Source organism: Aeromicrobium fastidiosum (assembly GCF_017876595.1).
GTDB classification, from domain to species: Bacteria; Actinomycetota; Actinomycetes; order Propionibacteriales; family Nocardioidaceae; genus Aeromicrobium; species Aeromicrobium fastidiosum.
In genome coordinates this window covers 2,755,896-2,772,008 of the sequence record NZ_JAGIOG010000001.1, presented here as the reverse complement: position 1 = coordinate 2,772,008, position 16,113 = coordinate 2,755,896, and the positions used below count along the sequence as shown (strand labels likewise).

Genomic DNA, 16,113 nt, shown 5'->3' with positions numbered 1-16,113 from the left:
TGCCGACGGGACACCCCCGATGGTTCCGCCGGCAGCGCGCACCCCCCTGACGGTCGCGGACCCCCGGCGGTGCGTCGTTGCGTGAACGGCGCGGCGCGGGTGCCCGACGTGGAACCCGCGGTCCGACATCGTCTCCGTGGTGCCATCGAGCAGCATGTGCACCCCTTCGACCGTCGGACCAGGGTCTCCCCATCAGCACCACCAGACTGGGCGACCGCTGTTTCGCGTCGGTTAACTCAGGTGCTGGTTTTGGTTACAAGTGCGCCGGCGCGGCCGCGCCCTGGCCCGCCGCCGACCAATCGAGCCGTTCGGCCGCCTCGGCGAAGCGGTCGAGCACGAGCGAGACGAGCTCGGTCGCGACGGGGCCGTCGTCGAGGAGCGGGCCCGTGACGACGTCGGCACCGCACCGGTGCATGCGGTCGAAGAAGAACCCGGGTGCCATGAGGTACGACACGATCACGGTGCGCCGACCGGGCTGCGCGACGGCTCGCACGACGTCGGCCATCGGCGTCCCTGCTCCCCCGACGTGCCCGACGGCGACCGGTGCACCCCACGCGCGGGCGAGCGACTCGGCCGCCGCGTCGATGCTGCGCAGGGCGGCCGGGTCGGTCGACCCGGCCGTCCCGAGCACGATGACGTCGTCGCGCGTCGCGCCGGCCTGTGCCAGGCGACGCAGCATGACGTCGGTGAGCCGGTCGTCGACGCCGAGGGTGCCGGCCGCCACGACCCACTCGCGCTGGGCCGCTCCCTGGATGTCGACCCGCACGTGGAAGCCGGGTGCCAGCAGCAGCGGCACGACGACGGCCAGCCCGTCGACGAGGTCGAGCGCCGTGTCGACCCGGGGACGCTGGACGTCGACGAACGCCTCGCGGACGTCGAGGTGGGGTGCCGCCTCGGCGACCGCGTCGACGAGGGCCGTGATCGCCGACTGCGCCGCGGGGACGTCGGTGCCGTGGCTCGTGGCCACCAGGGAGATCGTCATGACGCCACCTCGCCGACCGCGAGCCGGTAGCCGCGCTTGACGACGGTCTGGACGATCGGACGTCCGATCGCCTCGCGCAGCCGGGCCACCGCGACCTCGGCCGAGTGCGGGTCGTCGGACTCGCCGGGCAGCACCGCGAGCAGCTCCTCGCGCGACCGGACGACGCCGGGCTCGCTGGCCAGCATCCGCAGGATCGCGAGCCCGCTGGGCGAGACCGGCAGCACGGCGTGGTCGAGCGTCGCGGCCGTCGCCCGGACGCGCAGGTCGCCGGCTGTCGTGGACACGCTCACGGAGGCGTCGCCGAGGTACATGACCAGCGACCGGACGAGCGCCCCCAGGCGAGCGCGATCGGGCAGCAACGGGTCGAAGCCGGCGCTGCGCAGCGGATCGGCCGTCACGTGACCCACGGCTGCCAGCACGACACGACGGTCCTTCTCGAGCCGCCGCAGCTCGTCCTCGACACCCGCGGCCCGCACCGCGCCGAGCCACGCCGACGCGCCCGGCGCCGAGGTGAACACGACGGAGTCGTAGGCACCGCAGGCCGCGTCGCGCACCGACCGGTCGACGGCCGCGGGGTCGGGCGGAGGACCCCAGCGGTAGACCACCAGGCCGAACGGTCGTCCCCCCACGGCGGCGAGCCGCTTCTCGAGCCCGTCGTCGCCGGCACCGTGGTGCTGCACCGCGATCGTCATCCCCTCGACGCCCTCGGCGACCAGGAAGTCGGCGATCTCGGCGGACGTCTCGGACTCCGCGACCCAGTCGGGGGTCAGACCGGCCGCCTGCAGCGCGCCGCGCGCCTTGGGACCTCGCGCGACGAGCCGCACGGCCTGCAACGCCTCGACGAGGTCGTGGCCGATGCCGGCTGCCTCGGCTGTGTCGAGCCAGCCGCGAAAGCCGATGCCGGTCGTGACGACCACGATGTCGGTGCCGGTCGCGATCATCTGGCGGGTCTGCGCGAGCAGCGTGTCCTCGTCGATGTGCGACTCGACCCCCAGCGAGGCCGCGACCGTCACCTCGGCACCGCGTCGCCCCAGCGCCAGCGACAGGTCGGACGCCCGACGCTGCGCCGTCACGAGGATCTGGGTGCCCGCGAGCACCGGGCCGAGGGTCGTCACGCCGTCCCGCCGCCGATCTCGACCCAGCCGTCGACGACCCTCGTCGGCCACACCCGCAGCGTCACGTCGGCGTCGTCGAGGCACTGGCCCGTCGTGAGGTCGAACGATTGCTTGTGCATCGGCGATGCGACGGTCGGGACGTCCTGGCGGCTGCCGACCAGGCCGCGCGCCATGACGTTGGCCCCGCTGAAGGGATCGTGGTGGTCGATCGCGTGCACGTCGCCAGAGCCGCCGAGCCGGAAGACCGCCACCTGGTGGCCATCGACGAGTGCCGCGACGCCCCTGTCGGGCACCAACGCGTCGAGGGCGCACACGCGGGTCCACGTGGTCGTCGTGGTCGTCGTCATGCCGTCACCTCCGTCGTGGGCCGCACCGGGATGCTCGCGCCGGCGATCAGCACGGCACGCTCCGCCTCGTCGGCCGGACGTCGCTGGCCGCGCTCCTCAACATAGGCGAGATCGGGGTCCGGGGTGTCGGGGGCGTTGACGAACGAGACGAACTGCGCCAGCTTCGCCTCGTCGGCCAGGGTCGCGGCCCACTCGTCCTCGTACGTGTCGACGTGCGAGGCCATCGCGGCGTCGAGGTCTGCCCCGATGCCCAGGCTGTCGTCCAGGACCACCGCGCGGACCGCGTCGAGGCCTCCCTCGACCGACTCGAGCCACGGTGCCGTGCGCTGCAGCCGGTCAGCGGTGCGCACGTAGTACATCAGGAACCGGTCGATCGCCTGCACGAGCTCGTCGGTCGTGAGGTCCTCGGCGAAGAGCTGCGCATGGCGCGGGGTGAACCCGCCGTTGCCGCCGACGTACATGTTCCAGCCCTGGTCGGTCGCGATGATGCCGACATCCTTGCCGCGGGCCTCGGCGCACTCGCGGGCGCACCCCGACACCCCGAGCTTGATCTTGTGCGGCGACCGCAAGCCGCGGTAGCGGTTCTCGAGGTCGATCGCGAGGGTCGTCGAGTCCTGCACGCCGTAGCGGCACCACGACTGCCCGACGCACGACTTCACGGTGCGCAGCGACTTGCCATACGCCTGGCCCGACTCGAAGCCCGCGTCGACCAGACGTCGCCAGATCGCCGGCAGCTGCTCGATGCGGGCGCCGAACAGGTCGATCCGCTGACCGCCCGTGATCTTGGTGTAGAGGCCGTAGTCGACCGCGACCTGCCCGATCGCCACGAGCCCCTCGGGCGTGACCTCGCCCCCGGGGATGCGCGGGACGACCGAGTACGTGCCGTCCTTCTGGAGATTGGCCATGACGTGGTCGTTGGTGTCCTGCAGGGCGGCGTTCTCGCCGTCGAGGACGTGCCCGTGCCGCAGGGTCGACAGGATCGATGCCGCGACCGGACGGCAGATGTCGCAGCCGCGTCCCGTGCCGTGCTGCTCGATGAGCTCGCTGAAGGTCGAGATCTCGCTGATACGGACGATGTCGAACAGCTGCGCGCGGGTGAACGCGAAGTGCTCGCACAGCGCCGTGCTGACCTCGATGCCGGCCTCGGCCAGCTGGACGTCGACGAGCTTCTTGACCAGCGACACGCACGAGCCGCAGCTCGTGCCGGCCTTGGTGCACGCCTTGACGCCCGCGAGGTCGGTGCACCCCTCGTCGGTGACGGCGCACCGGATCTGTCCGGCCGTCACGTTGTTGCACGAGCAGACGTTGACGTCGTCGGGGAGCGCCGCCCCGGCCCCCGGGGGCTCCATCCCCTCGGGCAGCAGCCAGCCGGTGGGGTCGCTGCCGAGCGCGCGGCCGACCATGGGCCGCAGGTTGGTGTACGCGCTGGCGTCGCCGACGAGCATCCCGCCCAGCAACGTCTGGGCGTCATCGCTCATGACGAGCTTCTTGTAGACGCCGGCGGTCGGGTCGGCGTAGACGACCTCGAGGCTCCCGTTGGTCGCGGCGAACGCGTCGCCGAAGCTCGCGACGTCGACCCCCAGCAGCTTGAGCTTGGTCGACAGGTCAGCTCCTTCGAACGTCGCGGTGCCGCCCAGCAGGCGATCGGCGACGACCTCGGCCATCGTGTAGCCGGGACCGACCAGGCCCCACACGCGTCCGGCGATCTGGGCGACCTCGCCGATCGCGAAGATCGACTCGTCGCTGGTCAGGCAGCCCGGGTCGGCGACGACCCCACCGCGCTCCCCCACCGCGAGGCCGCTCTCGCGCGCCAGCTCGTCGCGCGGACGCACACCGGTCGCGAACACCACGACGTCGGCCGCGATCCTCTCGCCGTCGGCGAACTGCATGCGGGTGACCTTGCCGTCGCGGCCGGCCTTCAGCTTCGACGTCGCGGTCGACGTGCGCACCGAGACGCCCAGCTGCTCGATGATGCGACGCAGCGCGCCGCCGCCGGCGCGGTCGACCTGCAGCGGCATGAGCCACTCGGCGAACTCGACGACCGTCGTGTCGGCACCGAGAGCCGTCAACGCACCGGCGGCCTCGAGACCCAGCAGACCGCCGCCGACCACGGCACCCTTCACCTTGCGGCCCAGGGCCGCCTCCCGGTCGAGCACCCACTGACGCAGCTCGGCGACGTCGTCGACGGTGCGGTAGACGAAGCATCCCGGCAGGTCCGAGCCCTCGACCGGCGGCACGGTCGCGTACGAGCCCGTGGCCAGCACGAGCCGGTCGTACTCGAACGTCGTGTTGCGGGCGTGCAGCACCTTGGCCTCGCGGTCGATGCGGCTCACGACGGAGCCGCGGTAGAGACGGACGCCGGGGCGCTTCCAGAGGCTCCCGTCGCCGAGCAGCAGGTCGTCGGGATCGCGGTCGTTGAAGAACGACGTCAGCGCGACACGGTCGTACGGCGGACGCGTCTCGTCGCCGAAGACCTCGATGTCCCACGTCTGGTCGGCGTCCCGCTCGACCAGCGCCTCGACCAGTCGGTGGGCGACCATGCCGGCGCCGACGACGGCGAGCTTCTTGCGGCGTGGCGTGGCCGGGGAGTCCGTAACGTGCTGATCGATCGTCATGCCCTGAACGCTAGGAACTGCGTGTGTCGTGGCAGCGATCTGCGTGTTACCTCGTCGGAACGTTTGTCTCACGGACGCCGGAGGTGGTCTGTGAGGACGGCGCGGGGTCGGTCGCCTGCAACCAGTCGACGATGCCGCACACGAGCTTGGTGCATCCCCCGCACCCTGTCGTGGCGAGCGTCGATCCGGCCAGCGCCTCGACCGTCGTGCATCCGGCGTCCCACGCGTGGACGAGATCGCCCTTGGTGACGCCGTTGCACCGGCACACCGTCGTGGCGGCCGGCATCGTGGTCGGCGAGGCGCTCTCGACCGCGCCGGGCCCGGACGCCCCCATCAGCAGCTGCATGGGGTCGGCCGGTAGCATCCCGGGTCGGTCGAGCTGGGTCGACAGGTGAGCCGCCAGCTCGGGCGAGCCGACGCAGGTGACGCCGACCAGGGTGTCGCCGCGAGCGACGAGCTCGACGTGACGACGGGCACCGTGGTCGGCCAGCGACACGACGCGGTCGGTGGGCAGCGCAGTGGACGACCGCACGCCCATCGTCACGACGCTCATGCCGACGGCCTTGAGCCGCATCGCCGATCCCGCGATCGTCGGCAGCTCGACCGGCTCGTCGCGGGCGAGGCTGCGGGCGAGCGCCCGGGCCTGGGCCCAGCCGGGCGCGACCAGGCCACTGACCCCGGCCGGTGTCTCGGCGCAGTCGCCGATCGCGAACACCGCGGGGTCGACGGTGCAGCGCAGGTCGTCGCCGACGACGACGCCCAGGTTGGTCTCGAGACCCGCCGCAGCGGCGAGCGTCGTGTCGGGCACCGAGCCGCAGGCCAGCACGACGAGCCCCGTCGCCAGGGTGCGGCCGTCGTCGAGGTGGACGCCGTCGACGCGGCCGTCCCGCACGCCCACCGATGCGACGCCGGTGCCTGTCACGACGTCGATGCCGAGCGACGTCGCCTGGTCGCGGGCCACGGAGGCCACCACGGCGTCGAGGTCACGTGCGAGCAGACCCGTCGGGGCCACGAGCGTGACGGCGACTCCCCGGTGCCGCAGGGCGCACGCCGCCTCGACGCCGAGCGGTCCGGCACCGATCACGACCGCGGTCGATGCGTTGAGGGTCGCCGCGGTGATGTCGCGGGCGTCGTCGACCCGGCGGACGACGTGCGCTCCCCGCGGCAGCGTCCCGCCGAGGCCCGGGACGTCGATGACCCGGGCGCGGGCACCCGTCGCCAGCACCAGGACGTCGTAGTCGAAGTCGCCGTCGGCCGTCACGACCGTGCGGCGCGTCCGGTCGATCTCGAGCGCCGTGGCGCCCGCGCGCACGCGCACCCGTCCGCTGTCGGGCGTCGGCAGCGACAGCCCCGCGAGGTCGATGCGACCCGCGACCAGCTCGGTCAGCATGACCCGGTTGTAGGGCTCGTACGACTCGTCGCCGAGCACGTCGACGTCGACGTGCGGGGCCAGGCGGCCCAGCTCGTCGGCGAACCGGTGGCCGACCATGCCGGCCCCCACGACCACGACCTTCATGCGTCCTCCCTGCGGATCTGCACGGCGCACACCTTGAACTCCGGCATGCCCGAGACGGGGTCGGTCGCGGCGTTCGTGACCGCGTTGACCATGCCTTCGTCGGCGAAGTGGAACGGCACGAACACCGTGTCGGGGCGGATGTCGGCGCTGATGCGTGCCTGCGCGACGATCGAGCCGCGCTTGGACGTGATGCGGACGTCGTCGATGCCCTCCAGCCCGATGCGAGCCGCGAGCACGGGGTTGATCTCGACGTGCGCCCGCGGTGCGGAGTCGTTGAGCTTGGCGACCCGCCGGGTCTGCGCCCCCGACTGGTAGTGCTGCAGCACGCGGCCCGTCACGAGCCAGACCGGGGCCTCGGCACGCAGCGGCTCGTCGGGTCCGACGGCGCGCACCGCGACCATCCGCGCCCGTCCCGACGGCGTCGGGAACGTGTCGGCGAACAGGCGGGGCGTGCCGGGGTGCTGCTCGTCGGGGCAGGGCCAGTAGAGCGCCTCGCCGGCGTCGAGCCGGTCGTACGAGATGCCGGCGTAGTCGGCCCGGCCTCCGGCGCTGGCCCGGCGCAGCTCGTCGTAGACCTCACGGGGCTCGACCGACCAGGTGCCCGGCGCGTCGAGGCGCGCGGCCAGCTCGGCGAAGACCTCCAGCTCGGAGCGGACGCCCGCAGGCGGCTCGACGGCCCGGCGGCGGCGCAGGACGCGTCCCTCGAGCCCCGTCATGGTGCCCTCCTCCTCGGCCCACTGGGTCACTGGGAGGATGTAGTCGGCGAGCAGCGCGGTCTCGGAGGGCACGAAGTCGCACACCACCAGCAGGTCGAGCGCCTCGAGCCGCCGGCGCACCACCTGGGCGTCGGGCGAGCTGACCAGCACGTTGCTGCCGTGCACGAACAGGGCACGTGGTCCCCCGGGCTGACCGAGGCTCGTGAGCAGCTCGACCGCCGGCACACCGGGGCCGGGGATCGTCCCGGGATCGACGCCCCACACCGCCGCGACGTGCTCGCGGGCCGCCGGATCGGTGATCATCCGATAGCCCGGGAGCTGGTCGGCCTTCTGGCCGTGCTCGCGTCCGCCCTGGCCATTGCCCTGCCCGGTGATCGCCCCGTAGCCACCGCGCTCGGCACCCACGAGGCCCAGGGCCAGCGCGAGGTTGATGACGGCCGTGACGGTGTCGGTACCGTCGGCGTGCTGCTCCGAACCCCGGCCCGTGAGCAGGAAGGCACCCCGGCCGCCCCGGTGCGGGCTCGCGGCGGACAGCATCCGGGCGATGCGCCGCAGCTGTGTCTCCGGCACGCCCGTGGTGGCGGCGACCCGCTCGGGCCACCACTCCGCGACGCTGCGACGGACGTCGTCGAGACCGTCGACCCGGGCCGCCAGGTAGTCGGCGTCGGCAAGCCCCTCGGCCAGGACCACGTGGAGCAGGCCCAGCGCGAGGACGAGATCCGTGCCCGGCACGAGCTGCAGGTGCTCGCCGGCCCCCTCGTCGGTCAGCCTGGCGGTCGCGCTGCGTCGCGGGTCGATGACCACGAGGCCGCCGCGCTCACGCGCTCCCCCGAGGTGCTGCACCGCGGGAGGCATCGTGTCGGCGAGGTTGCTGCCGAACAGCACGACGGCATCGGCGTCGGCCAGGTCGGTCAGCGGGAACGGCAGGCCCCGGTCGACACCCAGCGAGCGGTTCGCCGCCGCCGCTGCCGACGACATGCAGAAGCGTCCGTTGTAGTCGATGTTGCGGGTCCGCAACGCCAACCGGGCGAACTTGCCGAGCTGGTAGGCCTTCTCGTTGGTCAGGCCGCCCCCGCCGAACACCGCGACGGCGTCGGCGCCGTCCTGCTCGCCGATCGCCCGCACGCGGGCCGCGATGTCGTCGAGCGCGACGTCCCAGCTCACCTCCTCGAAGCCGCCCCCGCTCCCTGAGCTGCCTCCGCTCCCTGAGCCTGTCGAAGGGACCCGCCGCAGCGGCGTCGTGATGCGATCGGGAACCCGCAACAGCTCGGCACTCGTCCACCCCTTCTGGCACATCCCCCCGGCATTGGTCGGGAACGCGCGCGGCTCGACGACGACCTGCCCGGCGACGGCATCGTCGTCGCCGCCGGGCGTGATCGTCTGCGCGCACTGCAGGGCGCAGTAGGGGCAGTGGGTGTCGGTCATGGCGCGCTACACACCGGCCTTCGCCATGACCGAGCGCGGCCGCAGGTAGAACGCCCACGTCACGGCCAGGCAGATGACGTAGAACGCCGTGAACACCACGAATGCGCTCTTGACCGCGTCGACGGGATCGGCGATCCACGGGGCGCTGAACGTGATCGGGATCAAGAACCCGCCCAGCGCGCCGATCGCGCCGGCGATGCCGATGACGGCCGAGGCCTCCTTGGTCGAGCGGCGCTCGGCGGCCACGCGCGCGGGCGTCCCGTCCGGTCCGGCCTGCGTGGCGTACGCCTTCCAGATGAGCGGGATCATCCGGTAGGTCGAGCCGTTGCCGATGCCGGTGGCTGCGAACACGACCAGGAAGGCGGCCAGGAACCACGGGAAGATGTCCGAGTTGTGGTCGACCGCGGCCCGCACGGCGTCGGAGTACTGGAACGTGGCGGGGTCGGGCGCGGGTGCGCCAGCCGGGGGCTTCGGCACCGCGTCGAGCTGCGCGAGCGCCACCATCACGAGCACCGTCCCGGCGATCATCCCGATGAAGGCACAGAGCGTCACGCGGGCGCCGCCGAAGCGGTCGGCCAGCCAGCCGCCGAACGGCCGGGTCAGCGATCCCACGAGCGCGCCGAGGAAGCCGTAGAACGCGAAGTTGATGCCGATGCCGGGGATCGTCGGGACCGGCTGGTTGAAGAAGTTGATCTTGATGAGCAGCGGCATCGCGGCCGAGTAGCCGATGAACGAGCCGAACGTGCCGATGTACAGGAACGACATGACCCAGGTGTGCTGGTACTTGACGACCGCGAGCTGCTCACGGGGCTTGGAGTACGCCGCCGAGAGATTGTTCATGAAGAAGTAGGCCGTCAGCGCCGCGACGACCGCCAGCGCGGCGTACAGGTAGCCGACCCGCTCGAGCATGATGCCGCTCTGGCTGGCCTTGACCAGGCCGAACGCCCCGGCACCCCCGACGATGATCGGCAGGAAGAACTGGATGACCGCGACGCCCAGGTTGCCGCCCGCGGCGTTGAGCCCCAGCGCCGTGCCCTTGAGCCGGGCCGGGAAGAAGAAGTTGATGCTGGCCATCGACGAGGCGAAGTTGCCTCCACCGACGCCTGCGGTGGCGGCGATGACGATGAAGACCCAGTACGGGGTGTCGGGACGCTGCACGAACCAGGCGAACAGCAGCGTCGGCACGACCAGCATGAGCGCGCTGAACACCGCGAAGTTGCGGCCGCCGAACTTCGGGACGGCGAACGTGTAGGGCAGGCGCAGCAGCGAGCCGACCAGGTTGGGCACCGCGATGAGCCAGAACAGCTGAAGCGGGGTGAACGCGAAGCCGACCTTGGCCAGCAGCGCCGCCGCCGCGCTCCACAGCAGCCAGACCGAGAAGCCCAGGTGCTCGCCGAAGATCGACCAGATCAGGTTGCGACGGGCGATCTGCTTGCCGCCGGCGTCCCACTGCGCGGGGTTCTCGGGATCCCACTCGTCGATCCAGCGCCCGGTACGGCGCGCGGATGGGACCGGCGGGGCCGGCGCGTGGTCAGGAGGGCTGGTGACGGCACTGGTCATGGAACGCTCCGTGGTCGGTGACCCGGCGGTCGCCGGATCTCGTGTCACCGAACCTAGGGAGCGCGTGTTTCGAGCGGATGTGTCGCGGCGTCAGCGACGCGTAACACTTCGCGCACGGTCGGGGTCACCGCACTGTGAGAAGTTCGCGGGTCACGGGTCGGGGGTGTCCCAGGCGTCGATCGCGGCCCGGACGTGCTCGAGCACCTCGGCGACCCGGGCAGGGTCGCCGCCTGCCTGGCCCACGGCCACGCCGACGAGGTACGTCGTCAGGGGCGCCGCGGGCCGCATGACCCCGTGCGCGGCATCGGACGCAAGGTCGAGGATCGTGTCGACGTCGAGCGCCTGCTCGATGCCGAGGTCGGCGGCGAGACCCGAGGCCCAGCCCGTCAACGCTGATTCATCCATGCGGGCTCTCCCGGGTGAGTCGGTCAAGGTCGGCGGGGGTGTCGACATCGGAGACGACCTCGGCGTCGAGATCGAGCTCGACGAGGTCGAGGCCGCTCGTCACCCGGGTCGCCGACAGATCGGCCAGGGGCTCGTGCGCTGCGAGCGCCGCGACGAGCGACCGCGTGCGGTGGCCCGCCAGCAGCGGCTGGCGGCGACCGTCGGGCGTGCGCGCGACGACGCCATCGTGGTCGGGGTGCGCGGCCAGCCCCGCGAGCAGGGCGTCGACCGCGTCGCCCACGCGGGGAACGTCGGCGGCCACGACGACCACGTGCTCGGCCGCGGCGTCGCCCAGGGCCCGAAGTCCCGTGCCCATCGCCGCCGCGGGACCCGAGAATGGCGGGTCCTCCTGCACGCGGAGGACGCCCGCCGGCAGGCCGGCGGTGCCCTCCGGGGCCACGACGACGACCCGACGGGCGTCCGCCACGGCCGCCAGGGCATGCGTCAGCAGGGTCGCGCCGTCGACGACCACCTGCAGCTTGTCGACGTCGCCCATGCGGGTCGAGCGTCCCCCCGCGAGCACGATCGCGTCGTAGGCGAGGGGCTCGACCATCGCGGCGGTCAGGCCTCGATGACGACCGGCAGGATCATCGGACGCCGGCGCAGGCGACGGCCCACGAACGATCCGATGACCCGGCGGATGACCTGCTGCAGCTGGCGGTTGTCGCGCGTGCCCTCGGACAGGGCCTCCTCGAGAGCAGCCACGAGCTTGGGCACGATCTCGTCGAACGCCTTGTCGTCCTCGGCGATGCCGCGAGCGTGGATCTCGGGGCCCGACAGGATCTTGCCGGTGGCCGAGTCGATGACGACGACGACCGAGACGAAGCCCTCCTCGGCCAGCACGCGGCGGTCCTTGAGCTCGGAGTCGGTCAGGTCGCCGACCGACGAGCCGTCGACGTAGACGTAGCCGACGTCGACCGCACCCGTGATGGACGCGTGACCGTCGACCAGGTCGATGACGTAGCCGTCCTCGGCCAGGATGACGTTGGGGACGCCGGTCTGCGTCGCAAGCTTGGCGTTGGCGTGCAGGTGACGGATCTCGCCGTGCACCGGCAGCACGTTGGTGGGCTGCACGATGTTGTAGCAGTAGAGCAGCTCGCCGGCCGAGGCGTGGCCCGAGACGTGCACCAGCGCATTGCCCTTGTGGACGACGTTGGCGCCGAGCTTGGTCAGGCCGTCGACGACACGGTAGATCGCGTTCTCGTTGCCCGGGATGAGCGACGAGGCCATGAGGACGGTGTCGCCCGGCTCGAGGCTGACCTGCTGGTGGCTGTTGTTGGCCATGCGCGACAGGGCTGCCATCGGCTCGCCCTGCGAGCCGGTCGACATCAGCACCATCTTGTTGGGCGGTGCCGCGTCGATGCGGTCGACGACGACGCCGTCGGGCACGTGCAGGTAGCCCAGCTCGCGGGCGATCTGCATGTTGCGGACCATCGAGCGTCCGACGTACGCGACCTTGCGACCGTGCTTGGCGGCGGCGTCGATGACCTGCTGCACGCGGTGGATGTGCGAGGCGAACGAGGCCACGATGATGCGGCCCGTGCTGTTCTGGAACACCGCGTCGATCGCCGGCGTGATGTTGCGCTCGGACGTCGTGAAGCCCGGAACCTCGGCGTTGGTGGAGTCGGTCAAGAAGAGGTCGACCCCCTCCTCGCCGAGACGCGCGAAGGCCCGCAGGTCGGTGATGCGGCCGTCGAGCGGCAGCTGGTCCATCTTGAAGTCGCCGGTGTGCAGCGCGACGCCGGCCGGGGTCTTGATCGCGACGGCCAGGGCGTCGGGGATCGAGTGGTTGACCGCCACGAACTCGAGCTCGAACGGCCCGAGGTCCATGATGTCGCCCTCGGAGACCTCGTACTTGGGGGCGTCCTTGAGCTTGTGCTCCTTGAGCTTCGGATCGAGGAACGCCAGCGTCAGCTTGGAGCCGATGATGGGGATGTTGCCGCGCTCGCGCAGCAGGTACGGCACGCCGCCGATGTGGTCCTCGTGGCCGTGCGTCAGGACGATGCCGACGACGTCCTTGAGGCGGTCGCGGATGGGTCCGAAGTCGGGCAGGATCAGGTCGACGCCGGGCTGGGTCTCCTCGGGGAAGAGGACGCCGCAGTCGACGATGACGATCTTGCCGCCGTACTCGAACGACGTCATGTTGCGGCCGATCTCACCGAGTCCTCCCAGGGGGATGACGCGGAGGCCGCCTTCGGGCAGCGCGGGCGGAGCGTCGAGCTCCAGGTGCATGTGGCTCATGTAGGTGTGTTCAGCTTTCGAGTCAGTGTTGCTCAAGGAGGCCAGCTGCGACGAGGCCGTCACGAACGATCGCGACTTCTTCCTCGGACGCGGCGAGCAGAGGGGCACGCATGGTGCGGTTGTCGAGCACGCCGAGCAGCTGCATGGCTGCCTTGGCCGTGATCGCGCCCTGCGTGTGGTTCATCAACGCCCGGACGGCGGGCTGAAGTCGGAGGTTGACCGCGCGGGCGGTCGTGAGGTCGCCGGCGTCGACGGCCGCAACCATCTCGGCGTACTGGCGACCGGCGGCGTGGCTGACGACGCTGACGACGCCGGCGGCGCCCATGGCCAGCCAGGCCAGGTTGAGCGGGTCGTCGCCGGAGTAGATCGCGATGCCGGTCTCGGCCATCAGCCATGCACCGCGGTCGAGGTCGCCGACGGCGTCCTTCATCGCGACGATCAACGGGTTGTCGGCCATCGCGACATAGGTCTCGTCGGCGATCTGGACGCCGGAGCGGCCCGGGATGTCGTAGAGCATGACCGGGGTGTCGTCGCCCGCACGGGCCACCTCGGTGAAGTGGTGCAGGATGCCCGACTGCGGCGGCTTGCTGTAGTAGGGCGTCACGATCAGCAGACCGTGGGCGCCGTGCTTCTTGGCCTGCTCGGCCAGCTCGACGGAGTGCCGGGTGTCGTTGGTGCCGACTCCCGCGACGACCGTGGCGCGGTCGCCGACGGCCTCGAGCACGGCTGCCAGCAGGCGTCCGTCCTCCTCGACCGTCGTGGTGGGCGACTCGCCCGTCGTGCCGCTGACGACGAGGCCGTCGTTGCCGTGGTCGACCAGGTGCGAGGCCACCTTCTGGGCGGCATCGAGGTCGAGCTCACCGTCGACGGTGAACGGCGTGACCATGGCGGTCAGCACACGCCCGAAGGGCGCGGCCTCAGAAGCGAGCGGCGACGTCATACCCCCGAGGCTACCGTCTGCCGGCCGCTCCCCCGCTACCGGCAGGATGAGTCCATGACTGCGGACTACTACGATCTCGACACCGCATCCGTCAGCCGGGGCGACGGAGTCCGTGACGCGACCCTGACCGACCGGTGGAACACGCCGCTCGGCACGCCCAACGGCGGTTACATCCTGGCCACGATGCTGCGCGGGCTGCACGACGAGACAGGTGCCGACGACCCACTCGTGGCGGCCATCACGTATCTCACGGCACCCGTGCCGGGGCCGGCCGAGATCCGCACGGCGTCGGCCCGTCAGGGACGCCGCGTGCAGACGGGCAGCGCCACGCTCTGGCAGGGCGAGCGGCAGATCGCCACGATGACGGCGAGCTTCGGACCCCGGCCGGACGGCCCGACCAGCGAGCTCGGCGCGCCTCCGCAGCTGCCCCCGCCCGACCGGTGCGCCGATCCGCTCGACCACGGCATGCCGGCCGACGGGCTCTTCGGCCGCATCGACTACCGGCTCGCCTCGATGCCGGGCTGGGCGGCCGGCGCACCGTCCGGCGACCCGTCGATCGCGCTGTGGCAGCGCCTCCACGACGGACGCGCGATCGACCTGCCGGCCCTGGCGCTGCTGTGCGACTCGTTCGCCCCGCCGGTGCTCGAGCTCGGCGACGGGCACCAGAAGTCGATGACGGTGCAGCTCACGGTGTTCCTGCACCGCGTCCCGCGTCCCGGCTGGATCGCGACGCGGCTGAGCACGCGCCACGTCGTCGACGGCTTCCACGACGAGGACTGCGAGCTGTGGGACGAGGACGGCAACCTCGTGGCGCAGAGCCGACAGCTCGGCATCCTGCTGTAGCCGTCCCCGCGATGTGTGACGTCCTGCACGGGTCCGGCGTCCGGACCGGTGCAGTTCGTCACGAATCGCGGTCGTGGGTGACGATGTCGAAGCCGTCGTGGGGCTCGCGCGACGTCTCGGGCCAGTGCGACCAGTCGACGTCCGGGAACCAGGCATCGCCGTCGGGCGACTGGTGCACGCGGGTCACGACCATCCGGTCGACCACTCCCGTCGCCAGCGCCTCGGCGTACACCTGCGCCCCGCCGATCAGGAAGACCTCGTCGTCGAGCGACGCCGCCGTCGCCAGGGCGGACGGCAGGTCACCAGCCACCTCGACGCCCTCGGACGTCCACGAGCCGTCACGGGTCAGGACGATCGAGGTGCGTCCGGGAAGAGGCCGCCCGATCGACTCGAACGTCGTGCGTCCCATGATCATCGGGTGCCCCATCGTCAGGGCCTTGAAGTGGGCGAGGTCGCCCGTCGGCGGCCACGGCAGGTCGCCGTCGCGGCCGATGACGCCGTTGTCGCCGATCGCCACGACGATCGTGACGATGGGGCCGCGCGTGCTCGTACGGCGCTCGCTCATACGGCGATGGGCGCCTTGATGAGCGGGTGCGGGTCGTAGCCCGTGATCGTGATCGAGTCGAGCGTGAAGTCGTCGATCGACTGGACGGACGGGTCGAGCGACAGTTCGGGCAGCGCTCGCGGCTCGCGGGTGAGCTGCTCGCGCGCCTGGTCGAGGTGGTTGACGTACAGGTGCGCGTCGCCGAGGGTGTGGACGAAGTCGCCCACCTCGAGACCCGCGACCTGGGCGACCATGTGCGTCAGCAGCGCGTACGAGGCGATGTTGAACGGCACGCCGAGGAAGACGTCGGCCGAGCGCTGGTACATCTGGCACGACAGCTTGCCGTCAGCGACGTAGAACTGGAAGAACGCGTGGCACGGCATCAGCGCCATGGCGTCGAGGTCGGCGACGTTCCAGGCGCTGACGACGTGGCGGCGCGAGTCGGGATTGGCCTTGATCTGCTCGATGACCTGGGCCAGCTGGTCGATGTGCTCGCCGTCAGGGGTCGGCCACGTGCGCCACTGGAAGCCGTAGACCGGGCCGAGATCGCCGTTGCCGTCGGCCCACTCGTCCCAGATCGTCACGCCGTTGTCGCGCAGGTAGCGCGTGTTGGTGTCGCCCTTGATGAACCAGAGCAGCTCGGCGACGACCGACCGGACGTGGATCTTCTTGGTCGTCACGAGGGGGAAGCCCTCGGAGAGGTCGAACCGCATCTGGTGGCCGAAGACGCTGCGGGTGCCGGTGCCGGTGCGATCACCCTTGGCGACCCCTTCGTCGAGGATGCGCTGGACGAGATCGAGGTAGGCCCGCATGTCGCCACACTAT

General features: G+C 71.6%; 14 protein-coding genes. 1 reads left to right on the top strand and 13 read right to left on the bottom strand.

The features are described 5' to 3' along the window. Window positions 1–253: 253 nt before the first annotated feature. The 11 genes from JOF40_RS13725 to dapA form a co-directional block, all read right to left on the bottom strand. Window positions 254–982 (bottom strand): sirohydrochlorin chelatase, encoded by a 729-nt coding sequence (locus tag JOF40_RS13725; protein ID WP_129184567.1) that lies wholly within the window; start codon window positions 980–982, stop codon window positions 254–256. Then, on the bottom strand, window positions 979–2,097 hold the full coding sequence (locus JOF40_RS13720) for a uroporphyrinogen-III synthase (RefSeq protein ID WP_246152864.1): 1,119 nt from the start codon (window positions 2,095–2,097) through the stop codon (window positions 979–981). The genes JOF40_RS13725 and JOF40_RS13720 overlap by 4 nt, the downstream gene beginning before the upstream one ends. Beyond that, complete coding sequence (nirD, locus tag JOF40_RS13715) at window positions 2,094–2,444, bottom strand: nitrite reductase small subunit NirD (protein ID WP_129184569.1); 351 nt, start codon at window positions 2,442–2,444, stop codon at window positions 2,094–2,096. The genes JOF40_RS13720 and nirD overlap by 4 nt, the downstream gene beginning before the upstream one ends. Further along, window positions 2,441–5,059 (bottom strand): nitrite reductase large subunit NirB, encoded by a 2,619-nt coding sequence (nirB, locus tag JOF40_RS13710; protein WP_129184571.1) that lies wholly within the window; start codon window positions 5,057–5,059, stop codon window positions 2,441–2,443. Before nirB ends, nirD begins: the two co-directional genes overlap by 4 nt. A 46-nt stretch (window positions 5,060–5,105) precedes the next feature. Then, a complete protein-coding gene (locus JOF40_RS13705; protein WP_129184573.1) occupies window positions 5,106–6,575 on the bottom strand; it encodes an FAD-dependent oxidoreductase in 1,470 nt (489 codons plus the stop codon). Beyond that, window positions 6,572–8,716, bottom strand: a complete 2,145-nt coding sequence (locus JOF40_RS13700) for a molybdopterin oxidoreductase family protein (RefSeq protein WP_129184575.1) — start codon at window positions 8,714–8,716, stop codon at window positions 6,572–6,574. Before JOF40_RS13700 ends, JOF40_RS13705 begins: the two co-directional genes overlap by 4 nt. Window positions 8,717–8,722: 6 nt before the next feature. Then, a complete protein-coding gene (locus tag JOF40_RS13695) occupies window positions 8,723–10,276 on the bottom strand; it encodes an MFS transporter (RefSeq protein WP_129184577.1) in 1,554 nt (517 codons plus the stop codon). Window positions 10,277–10,426: 150 nt separating this feature from the next. Beyond that, the gene (locus JOF40_RS13690) at window positions 10,427–10,681 is read right to left on the bottom strand and encodes a DUF6457 domain-containing protein (RefSeq protein WP_129184579.1); all 255 of its coding nucleotides are present in this window, start codon (window positions 10,679–10,681) and stop codon (window positions 10,427–10,429) included. Then, window positions 10,674–11,273, bottom strand: a complete 600-nt coding sequence (mobA, locus tag JOF40_RS13685; RefSeq protein ID WP_129184581.1) for a molybdenum cofactor guanylyltransferase — start codon at window positions 11,271–11,273, stop codon at window positions 10,674–10,676. Before mobA ends, JOF40_RS13690 begins: the two co-directional genes overlap by 8 nt. An 8-nt stretch (window positions 11,274–11,281) precedes the next feature. Then, window positions 11,282–12,961: a ribonuclease J gene (locus tag JOF40_RS13680; RefSeq protein WP_129184583.1), complete on the bottom strand. Its 1,680-nt coding sequence runs from the start codon at window positions 12,959–12,961 to the stop codon at window positions 11,282–11,284. A gap of 22 nt (window positions 12,962–12,983) precedes the next feature. Beyond that, entirely contained in the window at window positions 12,984–13,901 is a 918-nt protein-coding gene (gene dapA, locus JOF40_RS13675) for a 4-hydroxy-tetrahydrodipicolinate synthase (RefSeq protein ID WP_129184585.1), read from the bottom strand. Window positions 13,902–13,955: 54 nt separating this feature from the next. Here dapA and JOF40_RS13670 point away from each other — a divergent pair, with 54 nt between their 5' ends. Then, window positions 13,956–14,744: a thioesterase family protein gene (locus JOF40_RS13670; protein WP_129184587.1), complete on the top strand. Its 789-nt coding sequence runs from the start codon at window positions 13,956–13,958 to the stop codon at window positions 14,742–14,744. Window positions 14,745–14,802: 58 nt separating this feature from the next. Here JOF40_RS13670 and JOF40_RS13665 read toward each other — a convergent pair whose 3' ends face one another. Beyond that, on the bottom strand, window positions 14,803–15,309 hold the full coding sequence (locus JOF40_RS13665) for a dihydrofolate reductase (RefSeq protein WP_129184589.1): 507 nt from the start codon (window positions 15,307–15,309) through the stop codon (window positions 14,803–14,805). Continuing rightward, window positions 15,306–16,100 carry a thymidylate synthase gene (locus JOF40_RS13660; protein WP_129184591.1) on the bottom strand — a complete coding sequence of 265 codons (795 nt, stop codon included), beginning with the start codon at window positions 16,098–16,100 and terminating at the stop codon, window positions 15,306–15,308. The genes JOF40_RS13665 and JOF40_RS13660 overlap by 4 nt, the downstream gene beginning before the upstream one ends. Window positions 16,101–16,113: the final 13 nt, after the last annotated feature.

Coding starts and splice junctions, on each gene's coding strand:
- JOF40_RS13705 (WP_129184573.1), bottom strand. CDS start 6,575: ATGAAGGTCGTGGTCGTGGGGGCCGGCATGGTCGGCCACCGGTTCGCC.
- JOF40_RS13665 (WP_129184589.1), bottom strand. CDS start 15,309: ATGAGCGAGCGCCGTACGAGCACGCGCGGCCCCATCGTCACGATCGTC.
- nirB (WP_129184571.1), bottom strand. CDS start 5,059: ATGACGATCGATCAGCACGTTACGGACTCCCCGGCCACGCCACGCCGC.
- JOF40_RS13700 (WP_129184575.1), bottom strand. CDS start 8,716: ATGACCGACACCCACTGCCCCTACTGCGCCCTGCAGTGCGCGCAGACG.
- nirD (WP_129184569.1), bottom strand. CDS start 2,444: ATGACGACGACCACGACGACCACGTGGACCCGCGTGTGCGCCCTCGAC.
- JOF40_RS13725 (WP_129184567.1), bottom strand. CDS start 982: ATGACGATCTCCCTGGTGGCCACGAGCCACGGCACCGACGTCCCCGCG.
- JOF40_RS13695 (WP_129184577.1), bottom strand. CDS start 10,276: ATGACCAGTGCCGTCACCAGCCCTCCTGACCACGCGCCGGCCCCGCCG.
- JOF40_RS13670 (WP_129184587.1), top strand. CDS start 13,956: ATGACTGCGGACTACTACGATCTCGACACCGCATCCGTCAGCCGGGGC.
- dapA (WP_129184585.1), bottom strand. CDS start 13,901: ATGACGTCGCCGCTCGCTTCTGAGGCCGCGCCCTTCGGGCGTGTGCTG.
- JOF40_RS13680 (WP_129184583.1), bottom strand. CDS start 12,961: ATGAGCCACATGCACCTGGAGCTCGACGCTCCGCCCGCGCTGCCCGAA.
- mobA (WP_129184581.1), bottom strand. CDS start 11,273: ATGGTCGAGCCCCTCGCCTACGACGCGATCGTGCTCGCGGGGGGACGC.
- JOF40_RS13690 (WP_129184579.1), bottom strand. CDS start 10,681: ATGGATGAATCAGCGTTGACGGGCTGGGCCTCGGGTCTCGCCGCCGAC.
- JOF40_RS13660 (WP_129184591.1), bottom strand. CDS start 16,100: ATGCGGGCCTACCTCGATCTCGTCCAGCGCATCCTCGACGAAGGGGTC.